Origin of the sequence: Streptomyces spororaveus (assembly GCF_016755875.1) — a bacterium.
GTDB classification, from domain to species: domain Bacteria; phylum Actinomycetota; class Actinomycetes; order Streptomycetales; family Streptomycetaceae; genus Streptomyces; species Streptomyces spororaveus.
The window spans coordinates 5,083,527-5,108,467 of record NZ_BNED01000005.1 but is presented as its reverse complement, the minus strand read 5'-3'; the positions used below and the strand labels follow the sequence as shown (position 1 = coordinate 5,108,467).

General features: G+C 72.3%; 24 protein-coding genes. 14 read left to right on the top strand and 10 right to left on the bottom strand.

All coding sequences use genetic code 11. The features are described from left to right. Window positions 1-4: 4 nt before the first annotated feature. Complete coding sequence (gene galU / locus Sspor_RS25520; protein ID WP_202201208.1) at window positions 5-907, bottom strand: UTP--glucose-1-phosphate uridylyltransferase GalU; 903 nt, start codon at window positions 905-907, stop codon at window positions 5-7. Window positions 908-1,001: 94 nt separating this feature from the next. Here galU and Sspor_RS25515 point away from each other — a divergent pair, with 94 nt between their 5' ends. Then, complete coding sequence (locus tag Sspor_RS25515) at window positions 1,002-1,616, top strand: 5-formyltetrahydrofolate cyclo-ligase (RefSeq protein ID WP_237404022.1); 615 nt, start codon at window positions 1,002-1,004, stop codon at window positions 1,614-1,616. Between the two features lie 23 nt (window positions 1,617-1,639). Here the strand turns inward: Sspor_RS25515 and Sspor_RS25510 are convergent, their stop codons facing one another. Next, window positions 1,640-4,495 carry a penicillin acylase family protein gene (locus tag Sspor_RS25510; RefSeq protein ID WP_202201206.1) on the bottom strand — a complete coding sequence of 952 codons (2,856 nt, stop codon included), beginning with the start codon at window positions 4,493-4,495 and terminating at the stop codon, window positions 1,640-1,642. A 215-nt stretch (window positions 4,496-4,710) separates the two neighbouring features. Here Sspor_RS25510 and Sspor_RS25505 point away from each other — a divergent pair, with 215 nt between their 5' ends. The 9 genes from Sspor_RS25505 (at window position 4,711) to mscL (ending at window position 12,642) form a co-directional block, all read left to right on the top strand. After that, window positions 4,711-6,234, top strand: coding sequence for a potassium/proton antiporter (locus tag Sspor_RS25505; RefSeq protein ID WP_372499824.1), 1,524 nt, complete (start codon window positions 4,711-4,713; stop codon window positions 6,232-6,234). Between the two features lie 367 nt (window positions 6,235-6,601). Next, window positions 6,602-8,044: an MFS transporter gene (locus tag Sspor_RS25500; protein ID WP_202201205.1), complete on the top strand. Its 1,443-nt coding sequence runs from the start codon at window positions 6,602-6,604 to the stop codon at window positions 8,042-8,044. Between the two features lie 67 nt (window positions 8,045-8,111). Further along, complete coding sequence (locus tag Sspor_RS25495; RefSeq protein ID WP_202201204.1) at window positions 8,112-8,423, top strand: FmdB family zinc ribbon protein; 312 nt, start codon at window positions 8,112-8,114, stop codon at window positions 8,421-8,423. 81 nt (window positions 8,424-8,504) lie between these two features. Further along, window positions 8,505-9,338: an S-methyl-5'-thioadenosine phosphorylase gene (locus tag Sspor_RS25490; protein ID WP_202201203.1), complete on the top strand. Its 834-nt coding sequence runs from the start codon at window positions 8,505-8,507 to the stop codon at window positions 9,336-9,338. Window positions 9,339-9,400: 62 nt separating this feature from the next. Beyond that, window positions 9,401-9,892: a hypothetical protein gene (locus Sspor_RS25485; protein ID WP_202201202.1), complete on the top strand. Its 492-nt coding sequence runs from the start codon at window positions 9,401-9,403 to the stop codon at window positions 9,890-9,892. 93 nt (window positions 9,893-9,985) lie between these two features. Then, complete coding sequence (locus Sspor_RS25480) at window positions 9,986-10,543, top strand: carboxymuconolactone decarboxylase family protein (protein ID WP_202201201.1); 558 nt, start codon at window positions 9,986-9,988, stop codon at window positions 10,541-10,543. A 16-nt stretch (window positions 10,544-10,559) separates the two neighbouring features. Continuing rightward, window positions 10,560-11,267, top strand: coding sequence for an orotidine-5'-phosphate decarboxylase (pyrF, locus tag Sspor_RS25475; RefSeq protein WP_202201200.1), 708 nt, complete (start codon window positions 10,560-10,562; stop codon window positions 11,265-11,267). A gap of 139 nt (window positions 11,268-11,406) precedes the next feature. After that, window positions 11,407-12,027: a hypothetical protein gene (locus Sspor_RS25470; RefSeq protein WP_308445551.1), complete on the top strand. Its 621-nt coding sequence runs from the start codon at window positions 11,407-11,409 to the stop codon at window positions 12,025-12,027. Between the two features lie 123 nt (window positions 12,028-12,150). Next, complete coding sequence (gene mscL / locus Sspor_RS25465; RefSeq protein WP_202201199.1) at window positions 12,151-12,642, top strand: large conductance mechanosensitive channel protein MscL; 492 nt, start codon at window positions 12,151-12,153, stop codon at window positions 12,640-12,642. A 25-nt stretch (window positions 12,643-12,667) separates the two neighbouring features. Here mscL and Sspor_RS25460 read toward each other — a convergent pair whose 3' ends face one another. Beyond that, the gene (locus Sspor_RS25460) at window positions 12,668-12,880 is read right to left on the bottom strand and encodes a hypothetical protein (RefSeq protein ID WP_202201198.1); all 213 of its coding nucleotides are present in this window, start codon (window positions 12,878-12,880) and stop codon (window positions 12,668-12,670) included. A gap of 309 nt (window positions 12,881-13,189) precedes the next feature. Between Sspor_RS25460 and Sspor_RS25455 the strand changes: the two genes are divergently transcribed. Then, window positions 13,190-14,356, top strand: a complete 1,167-nt coding sequence (locus tag Sspor_RS25455; RefSeq protein WP_202201197.1) for a low temperature requirement protein A — start codon at window positions 13,190-13,192, stop codon at window positions 14,354-14,356. Window positions 14,357-14,506: 150 nt separating this feature from the next. Next, window positions 14,507-15,760, top strand: coding sequence for a cytochrome P450 (locus tag Sspor_RS25450; protein WP_202201196.1), 1,254 nt, complete (start codon window positions 14,507-14,509; stop codon window positions 15,758-15,760). Between the two features lie 116 nt (window positions 15,761-15,876). Here the strand turns inward: Sspor_RS25450 and Sspor_RS25445 are convergent, their stop codons facing one another. Both Sspor_RS25445 and Sspor_RS25440 read right to left on the bottom strand, forming a co-directional pair. Continuing rightward, entirely contained in the window at window positions 15,877-16,371 is a 495-nt protein-coding gene (locus tag Sspor_RS25445; RefSeq protein ID WP_033223804.1) for a DUF5949 family protein, read from the bottom strand. A gap of 56 nt (window positions 16,372-16,427) precedes the next feature. Then, entirely contained in the window at window positions 16,428-17,018 is a 591-nt protein-coding gene (locus Sspor_RS25440; RefSeq protein WP_202201195.1) for a hypothetical protein, read from the bottom strand. 155 nt (window positions 17,019-17,173) lie between these two features. Between Sspor_RS25440 and Sspor_RS25435 the strand changes: the two genes are divergently transcribed. Further along, window positions 17,174-17,614 carry a DUF6299 family protein gene (locus tag Sspor_RS25435; protein WP_202201194.1) on the top strand — a complete coding sequence of 147 codons (441 nt, stop codon included), beginning with the start codon at window positions 17,174-17,176 and terminating at the stop codon, window positions 17,612-17,614. Window positions 17,615-17,645: 31 nt separating this feature from the next. Here Sspor_RS25435 and Sspor_RS25430 read toward each other — a convergent pair whose 3' ends face one another. The 5 genes from Sspor_RS25430 to Sspor_RS25410 all read right to left on the bottom strand — a co-directional run bounded on the left by Sspor_RS25430 (window position 17,646) and on the right by Sspor_RS25410 (window position 22,994). Further along, a complete protein-coding gene (locus Sspor_RS25430) occupies window positions 17,646-17,813 on the bottom strand; it encodes a hypothetical protein (RefSeq protein ID WP_202201193.1) in 168 nt (55 codons plus the stop codon). 71 nt (window positions 17,814-17,884) lie between these two features. Continuing rightward, window positions 17,885-19,972, bottom strand: coding sequence for a SpoIIE family protein phosphatase (locus Sspor_RS25425; protein WP_373318825.1), 2,088 nt, complete (start codon window positions 19,970-19,972; stop codon window positions 17,885-17,887). Between the two features lie 12 nt (window positions 19,973-19,984). Continuing rightward, on the bottom strand, window positions 19,985-20,269 hold the full coding sequence (locus Sspor_RS25420; protein WP_202201192.1) for a hypothetical protein: 285 nt from the start codon (window positions 20,267-20,269) through the stop codon (window positions 19,985-19,987). Between the two features lie 24 nt (window positions 20,270-20,293). Next, on the bottom strand, window positions 20,294-21,595 hold the full coding sequence (locus Sspor_RS25415) for an NAD(P)-binding domain-containing protein (protein ID WP_202203853.1): 1,302 nt from the start codon (window positions 21,593-21,595) through the stop codon (window positions 20,294-20,296). A 67-nt stretch (window positions 21,596-21,662) separates the two neighbouring features. Beyond that, entirely contained in the window at window positions 21,663-22,994 is a 1,332-nt protein-coding gene (locus Sspor_RS25410; RefSeq protein ID WP_373318824.1) for a carboxylate--amine ligase, read from the bottom strand. A 294-nt stretch (window positions 22,995-23,288) separates the two neighbouring features. On the opposite strand from Sspor_RS25410, the gene Sspor_RS25405 reads away from it, so the two are divergent. Then, window positions 23,289-24,941: a glycoside hydrolase family 26 protein gene (locus Sspor_RS25405; RefSeq protein ID WP_202201190.1), complete on the top strand. Its 1,653-nt coding sequence runs from the start codon at window positions 23,289-23,291 to the stop codon at window positions 24,939-24,941.

Here is a 24,941-nt window from a genome sequence, read left to right as displayed (position 1 = left end):
GGTGCTACATCTCCTCCGTGACGTAACGGTGAAGCCAGGTGCGGAACTCGGGGCCGAGGTCCTCGCGCTCGCACGCGAGGCGGACGATGGCCCGCAGGTAGTCGCCGCGGTCCCCGGTGTCGTAGCGACGGCCCCGGAAGACCACGCCGTGCACCGGGCCACCGACGCTCTCGTCGGCGGCCAGCTTCTGCAGGGCGTCGGTGAGCTGGATCTCCCCACCGCGGCCCGGCTCGGTCTCCCGCAGTATGTCGAAGATCGCGGGGTTGAGGACGTAGCGGCCGATAACCGCGTAATTGCTGGGGGCGTCCTGGGGCTCCGGCTTCTCGACGAGGCCGGTGATACGGACCACGTCCTCCTCGTCCGTGGCCTCGACGGCGGCGCAGCCGTAGAGGTGGACGCTGGCCGGGTCGACCTCCATGAGGGCGATGACGGTGCCGCCGGTGCGGGCGTAGATGTCGGCCATCTGGCGCAGCAGCGGGTCGCGCGGGTCGATGAGGTCGTCGCCGAGCAGGACGGCGAAGGGCTCGCGGCCGACGTGCGGCTCGGCGCACAGCACCGCGTGGCCCAGGCCCCGGGGGTCGCCCTGGCGGACGTAGTGCATGGTGGCCAGGTCGCTGGATTCCTGGACCTTCTTCAGCCGGTCGTCGTCGCCCTTGGCGATGAGAGCCGACTCCAGCTCGTAGTTCCGGTCGAAGTGGTCTTCCAGGGCACGCTTGTTACGCCCAGTGATCATGAGGACATCGTCGAGCCCGGCCCCGACGGCCTCCTCGACCACGTACTGGATGGCCGGCTTGTCCACAACCGGGAGCATTTCCTTCGGGGTCGCCTTGGTTGCCGGAAGGAACCGAGTACCGAGGCCAGCGGCCGGAATCACGGCCTTCTTGATCACGGGGTGCAACATAGTCATGCCCCGAACGATAGTGGCTTCTGCAGAACGTCAGACGAGATCGCAGCAGCTAGATACGGGTATGCCCCCATTCGGAAGGATATTTGATTTCCTCGTGGCAGCGAACCCTCCCACCGCCTCCGCCAAGGCCGGACTGCGCCGAGAACTGCTCGCCGCGCGCCGTGCCTTGTCCCCCGAGAACTGCCGTGCGGCGGCCGCCGCACTCGCCGTCAGAGCCATGGAACTACCCGAACTGACCGGCGCCCGCACGGTGGCGGCGTACGTCTCGATCGGCACCGAGCCCGGCACCCGGGACCTCCTCGACGCCCTGCGCGCGACCGGCAAGCAGGTGCTGCTCCCGCTGCTGCTGCCCGACAACGACCTCGACTGGGCGGCGTACGAAGGCCCGGACGGCCTCGCCGAGGCCGCCCACCCGGGCAAGATGCGGCTGCTGGAGCCGACCGGCCCCGCACTCGGACCGGACGCGGTCACCGGGGCCGACGCCGTGCTGCTGCCCGGGCTCGCGGTGGACGGCCGCGGGATGCGCCTCGGCCGCGGCGGGGGCTCGTACGACCGGGTGCTGGAGCGGCTGGAGCGCGCCGGGGCGCATCCCGCGCTGGTCGTGCTCCTCTACGACGACGAGGTGGTCGCGCGGGTCCCGGAGGAACCGCACGACCACCCCGTGCAAGCGGTGGCGACCCCGTCGGGGGTGCGCCGCTTCAGTTCATGACGGCCTGATCCGCGCCCCGGCCCCTACGAGCCCTCGGGCTTGAGGGTCAGGGTGTCGACCGTGGCCTTCTCGACGGCGTCCTTGCCGAAGGGCCACTCCAGCAGCTCGCCCTTGGCCCACATCGTCGTCTGGTCCGTGTAGTGCGCGTTGTACGCGTGCCCCGAGGCACCCGTCAGGTTGATCCAGCGCGACTTGTCGAGGTCGTTGAGGTTCACGACCATCCGCATCGACGGCACCCACGTGACCCCGTACCCGCTGGAGGCGTTCCAGCCGGTCGCGTTGACCGTGGCCTCGCCGCCGCCCACGTTCCACGGGCCGCGGTTGAGGAGCCACTGCATGAAGCCGGGGCCCTCGGTGCCGATCGTCTGGTTCTTCAGCGTCAGCTGGTGCAGCCGGCCCCAGCTCCAGGTGGACTGGTCCTTGCCGAGCTTGGCGGTCAGCTCCCAGCGGGCGTCGCGCATGGCCCGGGCGAAGAGCTCGTCGCGGTTGGTGGCCGCCGGCAGGGTGACGGTCCTCGGCGTGGTCCACCACGGCGACTTCTCGTCCTTGACGAGGCGGCGGACCACCTCGAACCAGCGGTCGCCGCCGTCGGGCTGCGCGGAGTCCGAACCGCGGGTGCCGCACTCGCGGACCGTCTTGGCGAGGTCGTCGGCCGGGCCGGTGCCGTTGCCGACGACGCTCATGCAGCTGCCCTCGATCCGCAGCTCCTTGGGCATCTTGTCGCCGAAGGACAGCTTGAGGATGTTGCGCCAGACGGCGTTGAAGTAGGCCGCGGCCGCCGAGTCCGGTTCCTGCGTGTAGTTCCAGCCGTCGAGGAGCTTCTGCGCGGCCCGCACGCCCGGGTCCGAGACCTCTATCTTCGCCAGCATCGGGGTGAGCAGCGCGGCGATCTCGCTGCTGTTGTCCATCTGCATGGTGCGCATGTCGTCGGTCGAGATCCGGCCGCCGTCCTTGATCTTCGCCTCGATGAGGTCGTTGATCCGCTGGCTGCGGGCGCCGTAGCCCCAGTCGGTGGTCAGCAGGTTCGGGTACTTGCCGGCGCCGGTGCCGGGCTCCACGACCGCCTGGTTGGCGGTGACGATGTAGCCGCGGGACGGGTTGAGGTCCCAGGGCAGCTCGCTCTGCGGGATGTAGCCGGTGTTGGAGTCCTTGCCGCCCTTCCAGGCGTACTTGGAGTCCCAGCCCGGGGCGGGCATCCGGCCGTCGCCCTGGCCGCGCACCGGGATGCGGCCCGGGGCCTGGTAGCCGATGTTGCCCTTGCTGTCGGCGTAGATCAGGTTCTGGGACGGGACCTCGAAGTCGGCGGCCGCCTTGCGGAAGTCGTCGAAGGTCTTGGCCTTGTCGAGCTTGAAGACCGCGTCCATGGACCTGCCCGGGTCCAGCGCCGTCCAGCGCAGGGCGACGGCGTACCCGTCACCGCGGTCGGGGGCGGAGCTGGCGACGGGCGCGCGGCTGCCGACCGTACCGAGCTCCTCGCTGCGGTCGGAGACGAGCGGGCCGTTGTTGGTGGTGCGGACGGTGATCTTCTTGCTGTCGCCGCCCGCGACCTTGATGACCTCTTCGCGGGTCTCGAAGGGGAGCACCCTGTTGTCGTAGACGTAGCCCTCGGGCTTGACCTGCTCCAGGTAGAGGTCGGTGACGTCGGCGCCGAGGTTGGTCATGCCCCAGGCGATGTCGGTGTTGTGGCCGATGACCACGCCGGGCATGCCGGAGAAGGTGAAGCCGGCCACGTCGTACTGGCACTGGGGCGAGACCGCGCGGCAGTGCAGGCCCATCTGGTACCAGACCGAGGGCAGCTGCGGGGACAGGTGCGGGTCGTTCGCGAGCAGCGGCTTGCCGGTGGTCGTGTACTTGCCGGAGACGACCCAGGAGTTCGACCCGATGCCGCTGCCGTTGGGGCCGAGGATCGCGGGGATCTTGTCCAGGGTGTCGGCGAGGGAGGACAGCTGCGTGCGCAGGCCCACGGTCGCGCCCTGGGCGGCGGTGCTGCCGGCGAGGCCGTTGGCCTGCCCGTCGACCGGACCCGTGACGGTCGAGGTCTGGGTACCGACGCCGTTGCCGCCGCCGGATCCACTGCCCGAGCCGGTACCGGTGCCGGAGCCGCTGCCCGGGACGCCCTGCGGGGTGTACTTTCCGCCGTCGAGCTTGCCGCCCTCGACGATCGGCTTGTTCCGGTCGAAGGGGTACGGCGGGTAGAGCTCGTCGATCTGCGCCTGGGAGAGCTTGGTCGCCATCAGCGCGCGGTCGATCTCGTCCTGCATGTTGCCGCGCAGGTCCCACGCCATCGCCTTGAGCCAGGCCACCGAGTCCACCGGCGACCACTTCTCGGGCTGGTAGTCGTCGCTGAGCTTGAGCGCGGCGTGCTCGACGGAGAGGTCCTTGCCGGACTTCCCCTTCAGGTACGCGTTGACCCCGTCGGCGTAGGCCTGGAGATTCTTCTTGGTCTCGGCCGACAGCTTGCTGTCGTACTCGGCCTGCGCGACCTGGCGCCAGCCCAGCGTGCGCAGGAAGGCGTCGGTCTCGACCTGGCCGGAGCCGAACATCTCGGAGAGCCGGCCGGACGTCATGTGACGTCGTACGTCCATCTCCCAGAACCGGTCCTGCGCGTGCACGAAGCCCTGCGCGCGGAAGAGGTCTTCGTCACTGTCTGCGTAGAGCTGGGGAATGCCGTGGGCGTCGCGCTTGACGTCGACGGCGCCGGTCAGGCCCGGCACCTTGAGTGAGCCGGTCGTCTGGGGGAAGGAGGCGCGCACGCCGTCCACGCTCCAGTACGCCCCGTAGCCGAGGCCCGCGACGAGAGCCAGGACCAGGACGAGCACGATCAGACGGGCGCGTCGTCCCTTCTTCTTGACGGGAGGAGCGGTTTCGTTGGCGGGCATCGCTGTCCTTAGAGGGGCAGGGTGGTCCTGGGAGTGCTGGGAGCAACCATAGGCGCAGGACCGACTTCGTTGATCCGCCAGGGGTGGAGCTGACGAGGACAGGGGCGAACAGGCGTTTCACAATGTGGTTATCGCGTAAAGGGCGCGTCAAAGATTAGGTAAGGTAACGAACTACTTGCCGAACTTGCCGCCGGGAGGATCGCTCCGCCGGGCGCATTGAGGAGGGCCGCCCGCTGACTGTCCACACGCTCAATGAGCTTCTGCTGGTCTGCTCGCTCGTGCTGCTCGTCGCCGTGGCGGCGGTACGCATCTCTTCACGCAGCGGCCTCCCCAGCCTGCTCATCTACCTCGGCATAGGCATCGCGATAGGACAGGACGGCATCGGCAACGTCGTATTCGACAATGCCGAGCTGACCCAGGTCATCGGTTATGCCGCGCTCGTCGTGATCCTCGCCGAGGGTGGTCTGGGCACCAAGTGGAAAGAGATCAAGCCGGCCCTGCCGGCCGCGGTCATGCTGTCGCTGGTGGGCGTCGCGGTCAGTGTGGGCGTGACGGCGGCGGGAGCGCACTACCTCGTCGGACTGGACTGGCGCCAGGCCCTGCTGATCGGCGCGGTCGTCTCCTCGACCGACGCGGCGGCCGTCTTCTCGGTGCTGCGCAAGGTCCCGCTGCCCGCACGGATCACCGGTGTCCTGGAGGCCGAGTCCGGTTTCAACGACGCACCCGTGGTCATCCTGGTCGTGGCCTTCTCGACCGTCGGCCCGGTGGACGAGTGGTACGTGCTGATCGGCAAGATCGCCCTGGAGCTGGCGATCGGCGCCGCGATCGGCCTGACCGTGGGCTTCCTGGGCGCCTACGGGCTGCGGCACGTGGCGCTGCCCGCCTCCGGCCTCTACCCGATCGCCGTGATGGCCATCGCCATCGTGGCGTACGCGGCCGGCGCCATCGCGCACGGCTCCGGCTTCCTCGCGGTGTACCTGGCCGCGATGGTGCTCGGGAACGCGAAGCTCCCGCACTGGCCCGCCACCCGGGGGTTCGCCGACGGGCTCGGCTGGATCGCCCAGATCGGCATGTTCGTCCTGCTGGGCCTGCTGGTCACCCCGCACGAGCTGGTGCGCGACTTCTGGCCCGCCGTGATCATCGGGCTGGTGCTGACGATGGTGGCGCGGCCCCTGGAGGTCTTCATCAGCCTGCTGCCCTTCCGGATCTCCTGGCAGGAGCAGGTCCTGATGTCGTGGGCGGGCCTGCGCGGCGCCGTGCCCATCATCCTGGCGACCATCCCGATGGTGTCGGGGATCGAGGGCAGCGACCGCGTCTTCAACATCGTCTTCGTGCTGGTCGTCGTCTACACGCTGGTGCAGGGTCCGACCCTGCCCTGGCTCGCGCGCAAGCTGAACCTCGGGAACGGGGACGAGGGCGCCTTCGACCTCGGGATCGAGTCGGCGCCGCTGGAGAAGCTGCGCGGACACCTGCTCTCCTTCTCCATCCCGACGGCCTCACGGATGCACGGCGTGGAGGTGAGCGAGCTGCGGCTGCCGCCGGGGGCCTCGGTCACGCTGGTGGTCCGGGACGCGAAGAGTTTCGTACCGGCGCCGTCGACCGTGCTGCGGCGCGGGGACGAGCTGCTGGTGGTGGCCACGGATCCGGTCCGGGACGCGGCGGAGGCGCGGCTGCGGGCGGTGGCCCGGGGCGGCAAGCTCGCGGGGTGGCTGGGCACGGGCGGACCCGCCGCACGTTAGAGCGTCGTTCTAATTCGGCCGAATTCGCCGAGCTATGTCCGCTTTTGCCTGCTTTTCCGGGCTCTTTACATGCGAAGCGGGCGTTAATCCCAGGTGAAGACACCCCTTGTCGCCGAATTCACAGGGCGTGGTAGTGGCTTTCCCTGTACGATGAAGGCACACCAGATCGAACCAACTCTGCCTGACGCAGAGCTGGCGCGACCGCAAAGCGGCCGTGGCACCACCCCGAAGTGGGCGCCCAGGTATCACTCGGTTCTGCGCAAGAGGACAGCTCTCGGGGCTCCCACATGTACGGGTGCGGCCGCTCACAAGGCGGAGCACCGTCCGCAGACGGGGACGCTCTACCAGGCAGCGGAAAGGCAAGGCCGTGACATCCGCGGTCACGACCGACACGTCCGCCCGCCCCGGCTACGGGCAGCTCCTGCGCACTCCCGGCGCCCTCGGCTTCGTACTCCCCGGCTTCGCAGCACGACTCCCCTTCGGCATGCTGACGATCAGCATCCTGCTGCTGGTCCAGCACACCACCGGTTCCTACGGCAGCGCCGGCATCGTCGCCGCCGTCACCGGCATCTCGATGGCACTGTCCGCCCCGCTGATGGGCATGTTCACCGACCGCCTCGGCCAGACCGCCGTCCTGCTGCCCGTGGTCATCGCGCACTCCGCCGCCGTCTCCGGCCTGGCCGCGCTCGCCCTGCTGGACGCGCCGGTCTGGGCGCTCGCGCTGGCCGCCGTACCCACCGGCGCCTCGGTGCCGCAGGTCGGACCGATGGTCCGGGCGCGCTGGGCCGCCAAGCTGGAGGGCTCGCCGCTGCTGCCGACGGCCGCCGCCTTCGAGTCCGTCACCGACGAGTTCACCTTCGTCGTCGGCCCGGTCCTGGCGACCGCGCTGTGCACCGGCGTCCACCCGGCGGCCGGCCTGGTCACCGAGGCCACGCTGACCCTGCTCGGCGGCCTGCTCTTCGCGGCCCAGCGGTCCAGCCAGCCCAAGACGCACGCCCCGTCGCTCACCGGCGAGAAGCGCGCCTTCGCGCTCTCCTTCCCGGGCCTGCGCGTCCTGGTCTTCGCCTTCCTCGGGATCGGCGCCGTCTTCGGCGGCATGCAGGTCTCCCTCGCCGCCTTCTCCAACGAGATCGGCAACCCCGGCGCCAACGGCCTGCTCTACGGGGTCTTCGCCGCGGGCAACATGATCGCCGGTATCGCCATGGGCGCCATCGCCTGGAAGATCGGCCCGCGTCGCCGGCTGATCCTGGGCTACATCGGCCTCACCGCCGCCGCGTCCGTCCTGTGGGCGGCGAACTCGATGATCCTGCTGGGCGCGCTCGGCCTGGTCGTGGGCCTGTGCATCGCCCCGGCGCTGATCACCGGCTACACGATGGTCGAGCAGCTGGTCCCCGCGAACGCGCGGACCGAGGCCTTCACCTGGCTGACCGGCTCGATCGCCTTCGGTCAGGCCATCGCCGTCATCCTGGCCGGCCGCCTGACGGACGCGCACGGATCCTCGTTCGGCTTCCTGGTGCCCATGGGTGCCACCGCGCTCGCGCTGACCGCCCTGCTGTCGCTGCGGTCGAGGCTCGCGCCGAAGGCCCCGAGCCGGATCGTGAACGCGTCCGCGCAGGAGGCCGCACCCTCGGCCGCGGCCGAGACGCAGGCGAAGGCTCCGGCTCAGGCACGGTCGACGGCGCAGGCAACGGCGCAGGCCACGGCGAAGTCGGCGGCCCCGGCGGGCACCCGCACCACCGCCTCGCCGGCCTCCCGTAACCGGGTGAACGAGCGTGGGATGGGTCACCGCGTGCCGGTGACGGTGGACTGATCGGCCGGAATACGTCACCATGGAGCGTCGTTAGCACTCATTGAGTCAGAGTGCCAGGAGGAAATTCGTGCCGACCTACCAGTACCAGTGCACCGAGTGCGGTGAGGGCCTTGAGGCCGTGCAGAAGTTCACCGATGACGCGCTGACCGTGTGCCCGAACTGCGACGGACGCCTGAAGAAGGTGTTCTCCGCGGTCGGCATCGTCTTCAAGGGCTCCGGTTTCTACCGGAACGACAGCCGTGGCGCGTCGTCGAGCAGCACTCCTGCCTCGAAGCCGTCGTCGAGCTCCTCGTCGTCCTCGACGTCGACCGCCGCCGCCGCTCCCGCCGCCTCGGCGTCGTCGAGCTCGTCGAGCAGCAGCTCCACGTCGGCCGCCTGATCGCTTCCTTCCGAGGCCCCGCCGCCCTTACCGGCAGCGGGGCCTTCGGCATGCTCACGGCAGGGCCTTAGGGTGGACCGCATGGTGAACGCAGAGATCGGTGTCATCGGCGGCTCGGGCTTCTACTCCTTCCTGGAGGACGTCTCCGAGATCCAGGTGGAGACCCCGTACGGATCCCCGAGCGACTCCCTTTACGTGGGTGAGCTGGCCGGGCGCCAGGTGGCCTTCCTGCCCCGGCACGGACGCAGCCACACCGTCCCGCCACACAAGATCAACTACCGGGCCAACCTGTGGGCCCTGCGGTCGGTCGGCGTCCGCCAGGTACTGGGCCCGTGCGCGGTCGGCGGCCTGCGGGCCGAGTACGGGCCGGGCACGCTGCTCGTTCCCGACCAGCTGGTCGACCGTACGAAGGCCCGCGCCCAGACGTTCTTCGACGGTGAGCCGCTGCCGGACGGTTCCGTTCCGAACGTCGTGCACACCACCTTCGCCGACCCGTACTGCCCGGTGGGCCGGTCCGTGGCACTGGCGGCGGCCCGGGGGCGGGAGTGGGAGCCGGTGGACGGCGGCACCATGGTCGTCATCGAGGGACCGCGCTTCTCGACGCGCGCCGAGTCGCAGTGGCACGCGGCGGCAGGCTGGTCGGTGGTCGGCATGACCGGACACCCGGAGGCGGTCCTCGCCCGCGAGCTGGGGCTCTGCTACACCTCGATGGCCCTGGTCACGGACCTGGACGCGGGCGCGGAGACCGGCGAGGGCGTGTCCCACACGGAGGTCCTGAAGGTGTTCGGCGAGAATGTCGGGCGGCTGCGCGAGGTCCTCTTCGACGCGGTGGCGGCCCTGCCGGCCACCGAGACGCGGGCCTGCCTGTGCACGCACGCGCACGACGGCTGGGACCTGGGCATCGAGCTGCCGTAGCCGCGTCTCCGTCCCCGGGGCGCTCCGGCCGCATTGTCGGTGGCCGCCCCTAACCTGCGGGCATGGGAAATTGGGGCGGGACGGCCGTGGCGCACGCCACGGTGGCGGAGCTGCGCGAGTTCGCCGCGGAGGCCGGATGTGGCGTCGACGGCGACGAGGACCTGGGCGGTGGCTGGTCGGCGGTGCAGTACCCCGACCAGCCGGACGGCGCGGCGGCGGCGCTGGCGCGCAGGACCGGGGCGCCGGTGCTCACGGTGGCCTACCTGGACAGCGACGTCGGCTTCGTCGAGGCCGCCACCTTCGCCGGGGGCCGCTGGAAGGCACTGCTGAACCGGGTCACGGCCGAGGGCTACGAGATACCCGTGGATCGGTTCCCGGTGGAGGCGGCCCTGGAGGGCGCGCTCGACTGGTCCGCCGCCGCCGGCCTGACCGCCGACCCGGACGCGATCCGGGCCGCTCTCACCGGATCCGCGGCCTTCGCGGAGGAACTCACCGACCAGCTCCTCGGCGCGCTCGGGATCCCGGCAGCGGCGCCCGGCGAGGCGAGGACCTAGAAATCCGCCGTCGGCTGTCACATCCCGCGCGGCTGTCCGGTCCTCCCTGGTGAAGGCGGCATCGAGACCGCCCCGACCAGGGAGATGACTGTCATGCCGCGTATCCCGCTCACCCCGCCCCGCACCCTGCTCACGCGGATCGGGGCCTGGTACTCGCGCCGTACGTACGGCAAGGTGCTCGACCCCGGCCTGGCCTACGGGCACCACTCGCGCGTCCTCCTCTCGTACGTCCGGCTGGAGCGGAGCGTGGCGAAGTGGCGGGCGCTCGATGCCGGGCTGAAGCACCTCGCCGTGATGGCGGCGGCGGCCCGCATCAACTGCTCCTGGTGCATGGACTTCGGCTACTGGGAGGGGCACGAGCTGGGCCTGCCGACGGAGAAGATCGAGCGGGTGCCGCGGTGGCGGGAGGCCCGTGAGGTGTTCACCGAGCTGGAACTGCTGGTCATGGAGTACGCCGAGGCCATGACGGAGACCGAGCCGACGGTCACGGACGAGCTCGCGCGGGAACTGATCGCGCGGCTCGGCGAGGAGGCGTTCGTGGAGCTCACCGCGATGGTCGCGCTGGAGAACTGGCGCTCGCGCGTCAACAGCGCCTTCGGCCTGACCGGTCAGGGCTTCGCGGAGGCCTGCCAGGTCCCGTCCCGGCGGTGACCCCGACAATGGCGGCGTGGACACCGAACTCCCCCTTGCCGACCGCAGGGTCATCGTCGCCCTGGACTTCGACGACCGCCGGGCCGCCGAGGCGCTCGTCGAACGCCTCGGCGACGCCTGCGGCTTCTACAAGATCGGCCTGGAGCTGCTGACCGCCGCGGGCCCCGGGCTCGCGCGGGACCTCGTCGGGCGGGGGCACGAGGTCTTCCTCGACCTGAAGCTCTTCGAGATCCCGAACTCCGTGGCCGGAGCGGTCCGGGCCGCTGGCGCGCTGGGCGCGTCCATGGTGACCGTGCACGCGATGGGCGGTACGGGGATCATGTCCGCGGCGGTGGAGGCGGCGCGGGAGTTCCCGCGGCTGCGGGTGCTCGCGCTGACGGTGGTCACCAGCATGACCGGGAGCGACCTCGCGGACATCGGGATCGCCGCGGACACCGAGGAGCAGGTCCTGCGGCTGGCCCGGCTGGCCGTGGGCGCGGGATGCGACGGGGTCATCGCCTCGCCGCGGGAGGCCGGGGCGCTGCGCGGACTGCTGGGGCCGGACCGGCTGATCGTCACGCCGGGGGTGGTGCTGGAGCCGGAGGGCCCGGCGGGCGGGCACGCCCGGCCGGGGACGTCCCGGGCTGCCTTCGCGGCCGGGGCCTCGCACGTGGTGGTGGGCCGGTCGGTGGCTCGGGCGGCGGATCCGGTGGACGCGCTGCGGCGGGTGCGGGCAGCCGGCTGACACGTACGGGTGACGGGATTGTCCACAGGCTGGGGATCGTCCACAGGGCCCGGCGGGGATTCGCGGGAGGCCGGATCGTGGGAGGTGTCCGGGCGCCGGGTCCGGGCACAGCAACTCACTCGGTCTGGTGGTGTCCGTCATGTCCCGTACCTCCGCGGCCTCTTCGGTCTGCTCCGCTTCCTCCGCTCCCCCGGCCTCGGCCGCTCCCCCGGCCTCGGCCCTCTCGGTTTCCCGCTCCTCCGCCGCTCCCGCCCCGTGCGCGGCGTCCTCCGTGTGTCCCCCGGCCCGCCCGGTCCCACCGTTCCCGCCGCTCCGGGTGGGGCGGGGCGGGGACCGGCTGCGCCGGGCCGTGCGGCGCAGGCGCCGGGCCGCCTCGGCCGCGCTGGCCGTCGTGGCGGCGGCGGTGGCCGTGGGCGGGACGGAGGCCCAGGCTTCGCGGGGTACGGCGAGGCCCGAGGCGAGGGCCTCCCAGGGAGCGGCTCCACCCGCCGCCGCACGGCCGGTGTCGGCCCCCGTGCGCATCGCGGACGCGGCGACGGTGCGGCTGCTGCGGCCCGGGGACCGGGTGGACGTGGTCGCGGCGGAGCGCACCGGGCCGCCCCGGGTGGTCGCGGCGGGGGCGCTGATCGCCGAAGTCCCCGAACCGGACAAGGGTGTTGCGGACGGTGGGGCGCTGGTGGTGCTGTCCGTGCCGCGGGACACCGCTCGAACGCTCGTGGGCGCGGGTGCCACGGCGCGGTTGGCGGTGACGTTGTGCTGATTCGCACACACGGCGAGTCAATTCACCTCCGGATGAGGGCCGATTGGACACGCCGCGCCTGGACTGCCGTAGCTTTCGGAACCGTTGGCTCCATGTTCGGCAGATGTGAAGAGAGGCTCAGTGGTGAGCGAGAAGAAGAAGGAGAGCGTGCTGGCAGGCTTCAAGGCCTTCCTGATGCGCGGCAACGTGGTCGACCTGGCGGTGGCCGTGGTCATCGGCGCCGCGTTCACGAACATCGTGAACTCGGTGGTCAAGGGGATCATCAGCCCGGTGGTGGGCGCGGTGGGCACGCAGAGCCTGGACGGCTACAAGTCCTGCCTCAAGGCCCCCTGCGGCATCGGCGCGAACGGCCAGCCGACGGGCGTCGAGATCCTCTGGGGCTCGGTGCTGAACGCGACGCTGACCTTCGTCATCACCGCCGCGGTCGTGTACTTCCTGATGGTGCTGCCGATGTCGAAGTACCTCGCGCGGCAGGAGGCCCGCCGCAAGGCCCGCGAGGGCGTTCAGGAGCTCGTCGAGATCACCGAGCTGGAGGTCCTGAAGGAGATCCGGGACACTCTGGTCGCGCAGCACGGTGGCGGCACGGCCCCCACCGGTCCACGCAACGGCTTCTGATCCCTCCGGCTGCTTCGGCGGCCGGTCAGACGTGGTGCGGGGGCTTCTCGTCGAGGAAGCGGGCCAGGTCGGCGGCGCTTCCGCCGGCGGGCGGCCGCTCGCCCCAGCCGCGGTCGGTGTCGTCCGAGGACTGCTGGTCCAGCGGGTCGTCGAAGACCAGCCTGGGCTTCGGGCGGGGCGTGTCGGCCTCGGGGGCGGTGCGCGAAGGCCGCGGTTCGGGGGCGGGGGTGCTGCTCATGCCTCCAGGGTACGGCCGCCCGGCACACCGGTCCGGCCCCCGCCCGGCCCGCCGGCCCGGTCCGGCCGGGCGCCCCGGCCCTCCTGCGGGCGGGGAACCACCTGGACACCGCCGGGCAGGTGGCACGGCACCCGAGGGGCGGCCACGCCCGGCACCCGCCTTCGCCTTCGGCTCCGGCTCCGGCTCCGGCTCCGGCTCCGGCAGCTTCAGGGTCGCGGCGCGGGCCTGGGCATCCGCCCGGGGCAAACGGGTCGTACGGGCCGCGCGTCCGCCCTGCCGGACGTCCCCGCCTCTGGTCTCCTGGCCGGTATGGCCTACTCCCCCATGACCGCCCGCAGCCCCGACGAACTCCACCGTGCGTCCACCCCGCTGGAGCTGTTCTTCGACCTCTGCTTCGTCGTCGCCATCGCCCAGGCCGGCGCCCGGCTGGTGCACTCGCTCGCGGAGGGCCATCCCGGTGCCGGTGTGGTCGGCTACTTCTTCGTCTTCTTCGGCGTGTGGTGGGCCTGGATGAATTTCACCTGGTTCGCCTCGGCCTACGACGTGGACGACGTCCCGTACCGGATCGCGACGCTCGTGCAGATCGCCGGTGTGCTCGTGTACGCGGCCGGCGTGAGCCGGGCCTTCGACGACAACGACTGGGCGGTCGCGGTCACCGGCTACATCATCATGCGTGTCGCCCTGACCGCGCAGTGGCTGCGGGCCGCCCCCGGGGAGCGGGGCGAGGCCCGGACGGCGGCGCTGAAGTACGCGGCCGGACTGGTGATCTGCCAGCTCGGCTGGATCGGCCTGCTGTTCGTGCCCGACGACCTGAAGCGCTGGCTGTTCCTCGTCCTGCTCATCACCGAGCTGGCGGTTCCGGTGGTCGCCGAGCGCGGGCACCAGACACCCTGGCACGCCCACCACATCGTGGAGCGGTACGGCCTGTTCACCATCATCGTGCTGGGCGAGACGATCGCCGCGGCCACGGTGGCCGTGAAGTCCGCGATCGACGAGCACGAGGCGCTGGACCGGCTGCTGCCCATCGCGGCGGGCGGGCTGCTGATCGTCTTCGCCGCCTGGTGGATCTACTTCGCCGTGCCGATGCACCAGCACCTGACGTCCAACCGCGAGGCCATTCCCTGGGGTTACGGGCATCTGCTGATCTTCGCCTCGGGCGCGGCGATCGGCGCCGGCATCGAGGTCGCGGTCGAGCACGCGGTCGCCAAGGCGCATATTTCCCAGGTCGCCGCGAACGCGGCCGTCATGGTCCCGACCGCGCTGTTCCTGATGATGGTGTGGCTGCTGCACTCCCGCCACTTCAAGCGCGGCCTCGCCCAGCAGCTGGTCCTGCCGGTGTCCGCCCTCGTGACGCTCGCCTGCATCTGGTCGGGTACGCACGCCGTCCTCTGGGCGGGCCTGTTCGGGGTGGTGACGGTTGCGGTCGGCCTGTTCCTGTCCACGCGCGCCGGTGCGGCCACGAGCGCTGCCGTCTGAATCCCCGGGCAGCCCGCACCCGCACCCGTACCCGTACCCGTACCCCCACCTGTACCCGCGCTCGCGCCGGTACCCCGGCGAACCGTCACTCCCGAGCCCCCGCCGCCGTTCTCCAGCGCAGAACGACGCGCACCGACTGGAGGCCCTGCCTTGACACTCCCGGCACTACGCCACGGCACCGACCCCGGCAGGGAGCTGGCCGAGCCAGGTTTCTGGCAGCAGCCCCCCGCCCACCGCCTCGCGGCCTTCGCCCGGCTGCGCGCGGCCGAGGGACCGGTGTTCGTCCCCGAAGGGTCCGGGCCCGGCCACTGGGCCCTCGTCCGCCACGCCCAGGTGCAGGAGGCCAGCCGCCTCCCCAAGGTCTTCGCCAGTGCCCCCGGCGTGACCACCCCCGAGCCGGCGCGCTGGGTACGGGCCCTGTTCGGGGACTCGATGGTCAATCTGGACGGCCCCGACCACGCCCAGTTGCGCAAGATCGTGCAGCGCGCCTTCACTCCGCGCCTGCTGGCGGCCGCCGAGGCCGACATCCACGCGGTGGCCGCCCGCATCGTGGACGACGTACTGGCCGAACGACCCGACGAGTTCGTCTCGGCCGTGGCCTCCCGGCTGCCCCTGGAGGTCATCTGCAACATGATGGGCATCCCGGAGCACTACCGGGCCGAGATCGCCGACCGCGTCAACCACGCCTCCGAGAACATCGGTGTGGAGCGTGGCCTGGCCTCCCGGCTGCGGATGCCGGGACGCGGACTGCGCGCGCTCGCCCGTATGCAGCGGATGGTGGCGGGCATCGGGCGGGAGCGGCGCAAGCACCCCACCGACGACCTGATCTCGGCGCTGGTCTGCGCGAACGTCGACGGCCAGGCCCTCGGGGCCCGTCAGCTCGGCGCCTTCTTCTCCCTGTTGATGGTCGCCGGGGTGGAGACCACCCGGAACGCGATCACCCACGGGCTGTCCCTGCTGACCGACCACCCGGATCAGCGGGACCTGCTGCTGTCGGACTTCGAGAAGTACGCGGACGGGGCGGTCGACGAGATGATCCGGCACTCGACGCCGATCATCCAGTTCCGCCGGACCGTGGCCGCCGGGCACACCATGGACGGGCACGTGTTCCGGCCGGGCGACAAGGTGGTCCTCTACTACGCCTCCGCCAACCGCGACGAGGCGGTCTTCCCCGACCCGGACGCCTTCGTCATCACCCGCTCGCCCAATCCGCACCTGGGGTTCGGCGGCGGTGGCCCGCACTTCTGCCTGGGCGCGCACCTGGCCCGGGTGGAGATGAAGGCGCTCTTCCGTGAGCTGCTGACCCGGCCGGTCGGGCTGCGGGCGGTGGGCCTGCCGGACCTGGCGGGGTCGAACTTCGACAACCGGGTCCGTTCGCTCAAGTTCGCCTTCGAAGGGCCCTGACGAGGGCGCCGGCGACGAAGGCCGCCCCGGCCCCGGCCCGGGAAAAGCGGAACCGGCCACCGGGCAGGCTGGGGGCCCGGCGGCCGGAGCGGGTGGTGGCGGCACCCGGCCGGTGGCTACCGCTGCACGCGCCGCACGGCGAGGACGCAGTGGGCGCTGCTGGTGAGCACGGACTCGTCGCCCGCGAAGGCCTGCAGGGTCTCCGGCGCGACGGGCTGGCCCGGCACCGCCTCCGGCCAGGCGCGGGTGGCGAAGAGGAAGTACGCCTGCCCGCTCTCGTCCGCCGCGGCGACCCACTCGTCGGGGGCGGTGCAGCGCGCGTTCATCCCGGGCAGGGTGAGCGCGATCTGGTTGCCCTCCAGCAGGATCTGCACCGGGAAGGTGGCCGCCTTGAGGGTGCCGTCCATGACCACGTCGCCGATGGGCAGGCCGATCTCCTCCAGCAGGCCGCGGGCGGCCGCCTCGCCCGCCTCCCGGCCCTTCGGTCCGTCACCGAGGGTGTAGGCGAGGAGGTACGGGATGTCGTGCGCCTCTTCGGGGTCTCCGATCCAGGCGAGCACCGAAAGGGTGCCGAGCTGGGACCGGTCGATTTCGGCTTGAGTAGAAGTCATGCGCGCACCCTAGTGGTCTCTCCGCCGCGCCTTTCACGGCCCTTCACCCGGGCGGGCTAGACGGCCCAGAATCCCTCTCCGGAATTCGCCTGCGTGTTCGCGTCCTGGTACTGGAGCCGCACAATGCGCGCACTTTCCGGAATTTCGAACACCACCCATCCCTCGGCCCGCTCACCGACCTCCAGGGAATCGAAGACGATCGGTTTGCCGGTCGTCAGCTCGCCGGTCTTCACCACCGGGTGACGCTGCCCCGCGCTGTCGTGCGCCCACATGCGCCCGAGCGCCCCGTACGAGGCTCCGCCCACGTTGACGAAGGACATCGAGGCGGCCACCCAGCGCTTCCCGGCGGGCGGGGCGAAGTTCTTGTCCACGCTGATCGCCGGGTCCACGAACGCCCCGAGCTCGGCCTGAAGGTGCCGGCCGACCTGCCTGCCGTGCACCTGCACGGCGCCCCCCACGTGGACGCCCCGCGCGCCGGGGCCGCCGGGGGCCTGCGCCGCCCCGGGCGCCCCGTCGTCCACCGGGACCGCCGGCGCGGCGGCGGGGGCGACCGCGTCCGGCTCGGGGGCGCTCTGGCACGCGGTGGCCCCGAACAGCAGGAGCGGGAGCAGGACGAGGACGGGCAGGGGGAGGGCGGACTGGCGCATGCAGGATCCCTTCGGGGACGTATTTCGGCCAGTTTCACGCGCCCGGGCAGGTAATTGCGCACAACGACACGAGCGCGCGGAGCAAGTGCGTACGCCCACCTGCCAGCACAATGCGTTCCGGTGGATTCCCGCCGTCCGCACCATCTGGAGGAAGAATGCCCATCCCCGCCCGCCGAATGGCCCTCGCAGCCTTCTCCGCACTGGCCGCCACCACGCTTTTCACCGCTCCGGCCGGCGCCACCGTTTTCAATCAAGGTATTTCCGTACATCATGACGCCTACGTCGCCAAGGACGGTGCCGTCACCCTTTCCGGGATGTACCACTGCGAGCAGGCGTCACCCATGGGGGCGATGCAGATCAAGGCGACCGTGGTGCAGGAGGACGGCCGGCAGCTGAGCATTGGCGCCGAGCAGATCGTCTGCGACGGCCGGGAGCGCCGCTGGGTGGCCAACGCGCCGGGGGCCTTCGTGAACGTGCACCCGGGCCGCGCGGTGGTCACCGCGGAGCTCCAGGAGGTCCGGCTCTCGGGCCTGATGCCGAAGTCGGTCGACACGCTCGCCCGGGACACGCAGGACGTCGAGGTCCACGAGCACTGAGCGGTGCGGGGCCCGCGGCCGGTAGCCGCCGCTACCGGCAGTCGGGGGCGACGTCCGTCATCGACATGAAGGCCACCGACCGGCACTCGGGGTCCGCGTGCGCCCGCCCCGTCACCCGGTCCACGACGGTCGGCACCCCGGCGACCAGCAGGAGCACGGCCAGCGCGCCCGTCACGGCGGCCTTGCTCAGCCCGCGCACAACACGATCCGTTCCATGGCTCGCATCATCACCCCGACCCCGGCGCCCCACAACCCGGGGTGATCGCCGCGTCACCCCGTGCTCCGGGGGGCGCCTCCGGCGTCGAACTCGCACCACACCGCCTTGCCGTCGCCCCGGGACTCCACGCCCCAGTGCGTGGCCAGCGCGTCCACCAGCAGCAGCCCGCGCCCCGTGGTGGCCGCCTCGCCCGGGGTGCGCCGGCGCGGCCACACGCTGGAACGGTCCTTGACCCACAGCCGGATCCGCCGGACCGGCTCCGGCAGCACCTCCATCGTCAGCACCGCTCCGCCGTCGGTGTGCAGCAGGGCGTTGACCAGCAGTTCCCCGGCCGCGACCTCCACGTCGTCGGCGAGCTCCGGCATGCCCCAGTCCCGCAGGGCCTGGCGCAGGGCGTAGCGGGCCTCCGAGAGGCCTTCCGGGTCGGCCTGGTGGACGTACTGGTGGATGCGCGGCGCCCGGTGGGTGCCCGGGTCGGGGGCCCTGCGCAGCACCAGCAGGGCCACGTCGTCCCCGGAGCCCCAGCGCTCCCAGAGCCGGTCGGAGAGGTGGTCGGCGAGCGCGGCGGCCCCCTGGGGGCCGCTGCGCACCGCCTGGGCGAGGGCGTCCATCCCGGCGGTGATGGTGGTGCCCGGCTCCTCCACCAGGCCGTCGGTGCACAGCACCAGGGTCTCCCCGGGCACCAGGTCGAGCCGGGTCTCGGGGAACTCCTCGTACCCGAAGGACGAGGCCAGCCCGAGCGGCAGGCCGCCGCGCACGTTGGGCCAGCCCGTACGCCCGTCCGTGTGCCGGATCAGCGGTCCGAGGTGACCCGCGCGCACGGCCCGTACGCCGCCGGTCTCCAGGTCCACCTGCGCGTACATGCAGGTGGCGAAGCGCTCGGTGTCCAGCTCGGCGAGGAAGCGCGAGGCCCGGGCCAGCACGGTGGACGGCGGATGGCCCTCGCCCGCGTACGCCCGCAGCGCGATCCGCAGCTGGCCCATGATCGCCGCCGCGTGCGTGTCGTGGCCCTGGACGTCGCCCACCACGACCCCGACGCGGTCGCGGGGCAGCGAGATCACGTCGTACCAGTCCCCGCCGACCTCCCGTCCGCTCCAGGCGGCGTGGTAGCGGACCGCGATCTCCCCACCGGTGATCTCCGGGATCCGGCGCGGCAGCATGGCCGCCTGCAGGCCGGTGGCGAACTCCCGCTCCTGGTCGAACAGGAGCGCCCGCTGGAGGGACTGGGCGACGATGCCCGCCAGGCCCAGGCAGAGGTTGCGCTCCTCCGGGCTGAACTCGGTGCGCCGCCGGTAGAAGAGGACCAGCCCGCCGATGGCCTTGGCCTGCGCGATCAGCGGCAGGTAGGCGGCGGCGTCGTACTGGATCCGGTTCAGGTAGTCCGCGAGGAGCGGGAACTCGCCGCCGAGCTCGGTGAGCGAGGTGACGAAACGTGCCTGCCGGGTGAGCACCGCGCGCGACAGCGGCAGCGAGCCGTCCAGGCGGGTGAACCGGCGCTCGCTGAGGATCTCCAGGGACTCCCCGCTCAACGCGATGATCTTGATGGTGCCGCCCTCGACCAGTCCCAGGGCCAGTCCGTCCGCACCGAGCCGTTCCAAGGCGCCCGCCCCGGTCAGCGCGGCCGTGACGTCGTCGACCGTCACCGCCCGCGACAGGGCCTCCGTGGTCCGCTGCACGATCGTCGTCTGCTGGGCGCGCGCCGCCTCCAGCTTGCGCAGCAGCGTGGCGTGGGCGAGCTCGGCGGTCGCGTCCCGAACGATCCCCACGATCCGCTCCGGCTGCCCCGCGCCGTCCCGCAGCACCCGGCCGGAGGTGTGCGTCCACTGCTCGCGGCCGTCGCGCCGGTGCACCATGAAGTAGGCGCCGTACGTGTCCCCGCCGCCCTCCAGGACACCTTCGATGATCTGGGTCAGCCGGACGCCGTCCTCGCGCGGGATGCGCCGTCCGACCCCGGGCACGGTGCCGTCGAACTCCGCCGGCCCGAGGTCGAAGACCTCCATCGCGGCCTCGTCCAGCACCACGGTCCCGGAGCCCAGGTCCCATTCGAGACTGCCCATGCCGTTGAGGGCGAACCGCTCCCCGGGCACGGTCACGGGCGACCGCCGGACCGGCTCGGGTCCGTCCCGTTCCGCCGCTGCCACGTTCCACACCACCTAACGGCCGGGCCAGCAGGGCTGGGAGATCAGCCGCTCCCACTCCTCGTCAGGATGCCCCGGAAGGGTGCGCCCGGCCTCCCGCCAGCGCTTGACCACGGAGAGGTAGATCGTGGGCTGGTCGGCGTGGGAGGCCGTCGCGTACGGACCCGCGTACGGGCCCGCGTACGGACCGGGATACGCGGTGCGGTCGTACCCGGCGGCCCTGGCCCGACCGGCGGGCTGTTCCCCGCGGCTGGCCGGAATGCGTACCCAGCCGCGGCCCTGCGCTCGATCCGAGCTCATCACGGACCCCTCTCTCCGCGGCTCTCACCGCAGATACGTCTTCGGATGCCCTGGGGGTACCCCCGGAAGGTGCCCGGGGGCAGCGGCCCGGCCCACCCGGGCGGCACCGGGGGAACCCGGCCGCGGACCCCGGGCCCCGAGGCGCTTGCGGACTCCTCTCACCAGTCTCCCCGCCGTGAAGCCCGCGCCGTGCACGAATCGCATGGAAGGGCCGAATGAGGGAGCCGTCAGCAGCCCCGCGAAGAACAGTCCGGGCCACGAGGACTCGAACCCGGGGCTCAGTTCCGGCGCGCCGCTCTCCCCCACGGTCTCCAGCGCGGCCCGCAGCCCCGCGTCGAGCAGCTCCAGCCGGGCCAGCTCCGGGACGAAGCCGGTGGCCGCGATGACGTGCGCGACGTCCAGGACCACGGATTCCCCCGCCCGGGTGGACAGCCCCAGCCGGGTCCGGTCCCCCACCGCCACCGCCCGGTGCAGCCGGTGCCCGAGCAGGACGGGGACGCGCCGCTCGAAGCGGTCCCGCAGCCACCAGGCGCCGGCCGGGCCCAGCGCCGTCGCCGCGATCCGCTCCCGGGTGGGCGCGGGCAGCCGGCGCACCGCCCAGGGCAGCTCCGACCACACCCAGCTGCGCCAGCCGGTACCGAGACCGCTGTGGGGCTCGCGCAGGGCCCGCAGCGGGGTCCGTTCCAGGGGCTGCGGGACGGTGTTCCAGTTCAGCCGGGACCGCCGGGCGACCAGGCAGGGCCGGGCACCCTGCTCGGCCAGCAGGGCGGCGGTCTCCAGGGCCGCCTGCCCGGCCCCGAGCACGGCGACCTCACGGCCGGCGAACCGGCTCAGGTCCCGGTGGCCGCTGCTGTGCGAGTAGTGCGGGGGCGGGAGGTCCCGCAGCGCCCCGGGGTGGCGGACGAAGGGCATCACCCCGACCGCGAGGGCCACCGTCCGGGCGAGCAGGGGCGGTCCCTCGGCGGTGCGGACGCGGAAGCCGTCGCCCTGCGGGGTCACCTCCAGCACGGTCACCTCCTCCACCTCGGGCGCGGCCTGCCGGGCGAACCACATCCCGTACCCGCTGAACGTGCCGATCGGCAGCGGAGTGCCGTGTTCCGCGGTCATGCCGAGGGTGGCGCAGTAATCGGCCAGGGTGTGCCGTCCGTCCGGCGCGGACAGGTTGGACGACCAGGGCTCCGACTTCAGGTACATGCCGTCGGGCATGTGGTCGCGCCACGAGGCCATGGGCCGCCCCAGCAGCCGTACGCCGAGCCCCGCGGCCGCCGCGTGGGCGGCGATCGACAGCCCGTACGGGCCCGCGCCGATCACCACGAGATCGTCGATCCGCGTCAACTCCGCTCCTCCAGCTCGATGGTCACCGGCCCGGCGCGGTCCGCGGCCGGGGTCCGGGTCAACGGGTCACCAGCTCGTCCGGCTCCGCCGAGGCCTCCGGCGGAACGGGCCTGGAGGCCGGCGCGGTCGATCCGGTGGAACCGTCGGACGACTGGTTCCGGCCGCGCTGCCGCGGCGCGCGGACGACCGCGAGCGCCGTGCGCCGGCCCTGCTCCGGAACCCCGCGCAGCGCCCGCACCCCCTTGCCCGCGCCCCGGCCCAGCAGGGCGCCGAGCATCGCCAGGAACGGCAGCAGGTCGTCGGCGGCGAACCAGGCCGTCTCGACGCGCCCCCGCTCGCCGGACCGCTTCGGGGCCCGCTCCCGGGCCGGCTCCCGCTCCGCGCCCGGAGCCGGGGCCGCGGACGCGGACGCCCCGGTCGGCCCGGCCGGACCCGGGGGGACCGCTGCCGGGCGGCGCGGCAGCGACCCGCCCCGGACCGTCGCCAGCACCGCGTAGTTCTCCGCGACGAACACCCGGCCCGGTCCGCCCGAAGGCCGCGGGACCTGCTGGCCCGTCAGGTCCAGGTACATCGCCTGTACGACGTCCAGCCCGGCCGAGTCCGCGAACAGCCGGAACTGCGCGCCCGGCCGGGGGTTGAAGTCCACCAGCCGGAAGCAGCCCAGCTCGTCCCGGCGGAAGTCCAGGTCCAGGATCCCCTGGTAGCCCAGGCGTTCGGCGAGCCGCAGCCCCGCCTCCTCCACCGCGGGATCCGGCAGCCAGCGCCCCACGGCCGTCAGTCCCGTCCGCACCGGCCAGGACAGCTCCTTGCGGCCCGAGCCCGCGAGCAGCGGACGCCCGCCCCGCGCGAAGGCGCCGTGGAAGAACCAGTCGGTGTCCGGCCCGGCCGGCAGGAACCGCTGGAGCAGCAGCCTGCTCCCGGCCTCGGCGGAGCGCTCGTAGAGCCGGCGCGCCTCGGCGGTGGTGTGCACGAGCATGGTGCTGCGCAGCCCGTCGGCCCCGGCGGGCAGCAGCCAGGGCCGGCTCCACTTGGCGATCACCGGCAGGCCGAGCCGCCAGGCCGCCTCGGCCGCCTCGGCTCCGCTCGCCGGGATCACGGTCTCCGGGTGCGGGACGTCCCACCGCGCGCAGAGCCGCGACAGCTCGGCCTTGTCGGCCACCCGGGCGGGCAGGTTGTCGGGCTGATGGGGAATCCGGAAGCGTTCGCGGAGCATCGGGGCGACCCGGGACACGGCGATCGCGCTGAGGTCGTCCATGGCGATGAGCACGGCCGGGCGGCCGATCCGCTCCGACACCCCGGTCAGACACTCCAGCAGTGCCTCGGGCGCCTCGGGGTCCAGCCCGCCCTCCGGTCCGGGATGCACGGCGCGCAGATAGCGCGAACGCCCCATGGGACCTCCCCCGGCCTCGACGACGGCATGGACCTCCACGCCCTTGCGGCCAAGGGATCTGACGGCGCCGAGGGTTCCGTGGTGGAACGGATTGCGATCGAGTCTGAGCACAACGGCGGGCACATGGTTGAGATACGCGTGCATGGCAGCGGTGTCTTTCACCTAGTCGGACCAAGCGGGGGTGGTGCGCACCTGCTAATGGCCTACGCGGCAGTCACCGGACAGGCCATTCGTCAGATCTGATGCCTAACGTCTTTGGTAAGCACACCGATTCAGGAAAGCTCGGGAGACGCCATGCCCAGACCACGCCGCCGACTGGCGAGCACCTGCATCGGTACGGTCACGGCCGGACTTCTGGCCACCGGGGCCGCCCTCGCGACGCCCGGGAAGGACCGGCCCGAGGGCTCCGACATCGCCATGGGCGCCTATCTCGACTACGGGCCGCCCGGCGTGGCCGGGATCCCGCACCTGTCGAGCTGGCTGGGCGGCAAGGACATCCGGGTCGGGCACACCTATCTGCCCGGCGACCGGTGGGCCGGCATCGAGGGCAGGGTCTCGTTCCTGGAGGACTGGGCCGACTGGCGGCTGGCCGGGGACGACCGGATGTTCGTCCTCAACGTGCCCATGCAGGAGCGGAACGAGGACCGGGTGCCCGACTACCAGGTGGCCCGGCTGATCCGGGCGGGCGCGCAGGGCCGGTACGACGAGCACTTCCGCAGGCTCGCAGAGCGGCTGGTGGAGCTGGGCGTCCCGGACACGGTGATCGTGCTCGGCTGGGAGATGAACGGCGTCACCTACACCCACCGGTGTGCACCGGACCCGGAGAACTGGAAGGTGTACTGGAAGCGCATCGTCAACACGATGCGCGCCGTACCCGGGCAGGAGTTCAGGTTCGACTTCGCCCCGAACCGGGGTGCGGACGCGATCGGCTGGACGAAGTGCTACCCCGGTGACGACGTGGTCGACGTCATCGGAATGGACTCGTACGACCAGGGTCCCGGCCGGACCTTCGACGACCAGATCACCCAGCCGTACGGGCTCCAGCAGCAGGTCGACTTCGCGAAGGCACACGGCAAGCCGATCTCCTACCCGGAGTGGGGGCTGTTCCGGCGCGGGGACAATCCGGAGTACGTGCGGCGCATGCTGAAGTGGATCGCGCAGCACAAGCCGCTCTACCACACCATCACCGACTACTGCCCGCACGGTGTGTGGCAGTGCAAGCAGAACCCGGAGTCCTCGAAGGCCTTCCGCGACGCGCTGACGCCCGAGCGGCCCGGCCCGGTGGTCCCGACCCCGGTGGTGCCCACGCCCGTGGTGCCGACCCCGGTGGTCCCGACCCCCGTGGTGCCCACGCCGGTCGTGCCGACCCCGCAGGTCCCGACCCCGCAGATCCCGACGCCCACGCCCGTGGTCCCGACGCCCGTGGTCCCGACGCCCCAGGTGCCCACGCCGCAGGTCCCCACGCCCGTGGCACCGACTCCCGTGGTCCCGACGCCCACGCCGGTGGTGCCGACCCCGCAGATCCCGCTGCCGGTCACCCCGAGCCCGCTCGTCCCCACGCCGGTCACCCCGGTGACCCCGAGCCCGGTCGCCCCGAGCCCGGTCCTCCCGACACCCGAGGTCACCGACCCCGACCCCGACACCGACCCCGTACCCACCCCGACGCCCACGCCCACGCCGAAGCCCACTCCGAAGCCCTCGCCGGCGGTCCCGACGCCGCAGGTCCCGGCGCCCTCGCCGGTCACCCCGAGCCCGCTCACGCCGAAGCCCGTCCCCACGCCGCCGAAGCCCCTGCCCCAGCCCACGCCGCCGCCGCCGCCGCCGGTCAACAGCAAGCACTGGTGCGTGCCGCTCAACTTCGGCGAGTGGCTCTCCAAGCTGGTCGGCAACCAGTCGATCTGCATCAAGCTGGACTTCGGCAAGGAATCCGGATTCTGGCCCTTCTAG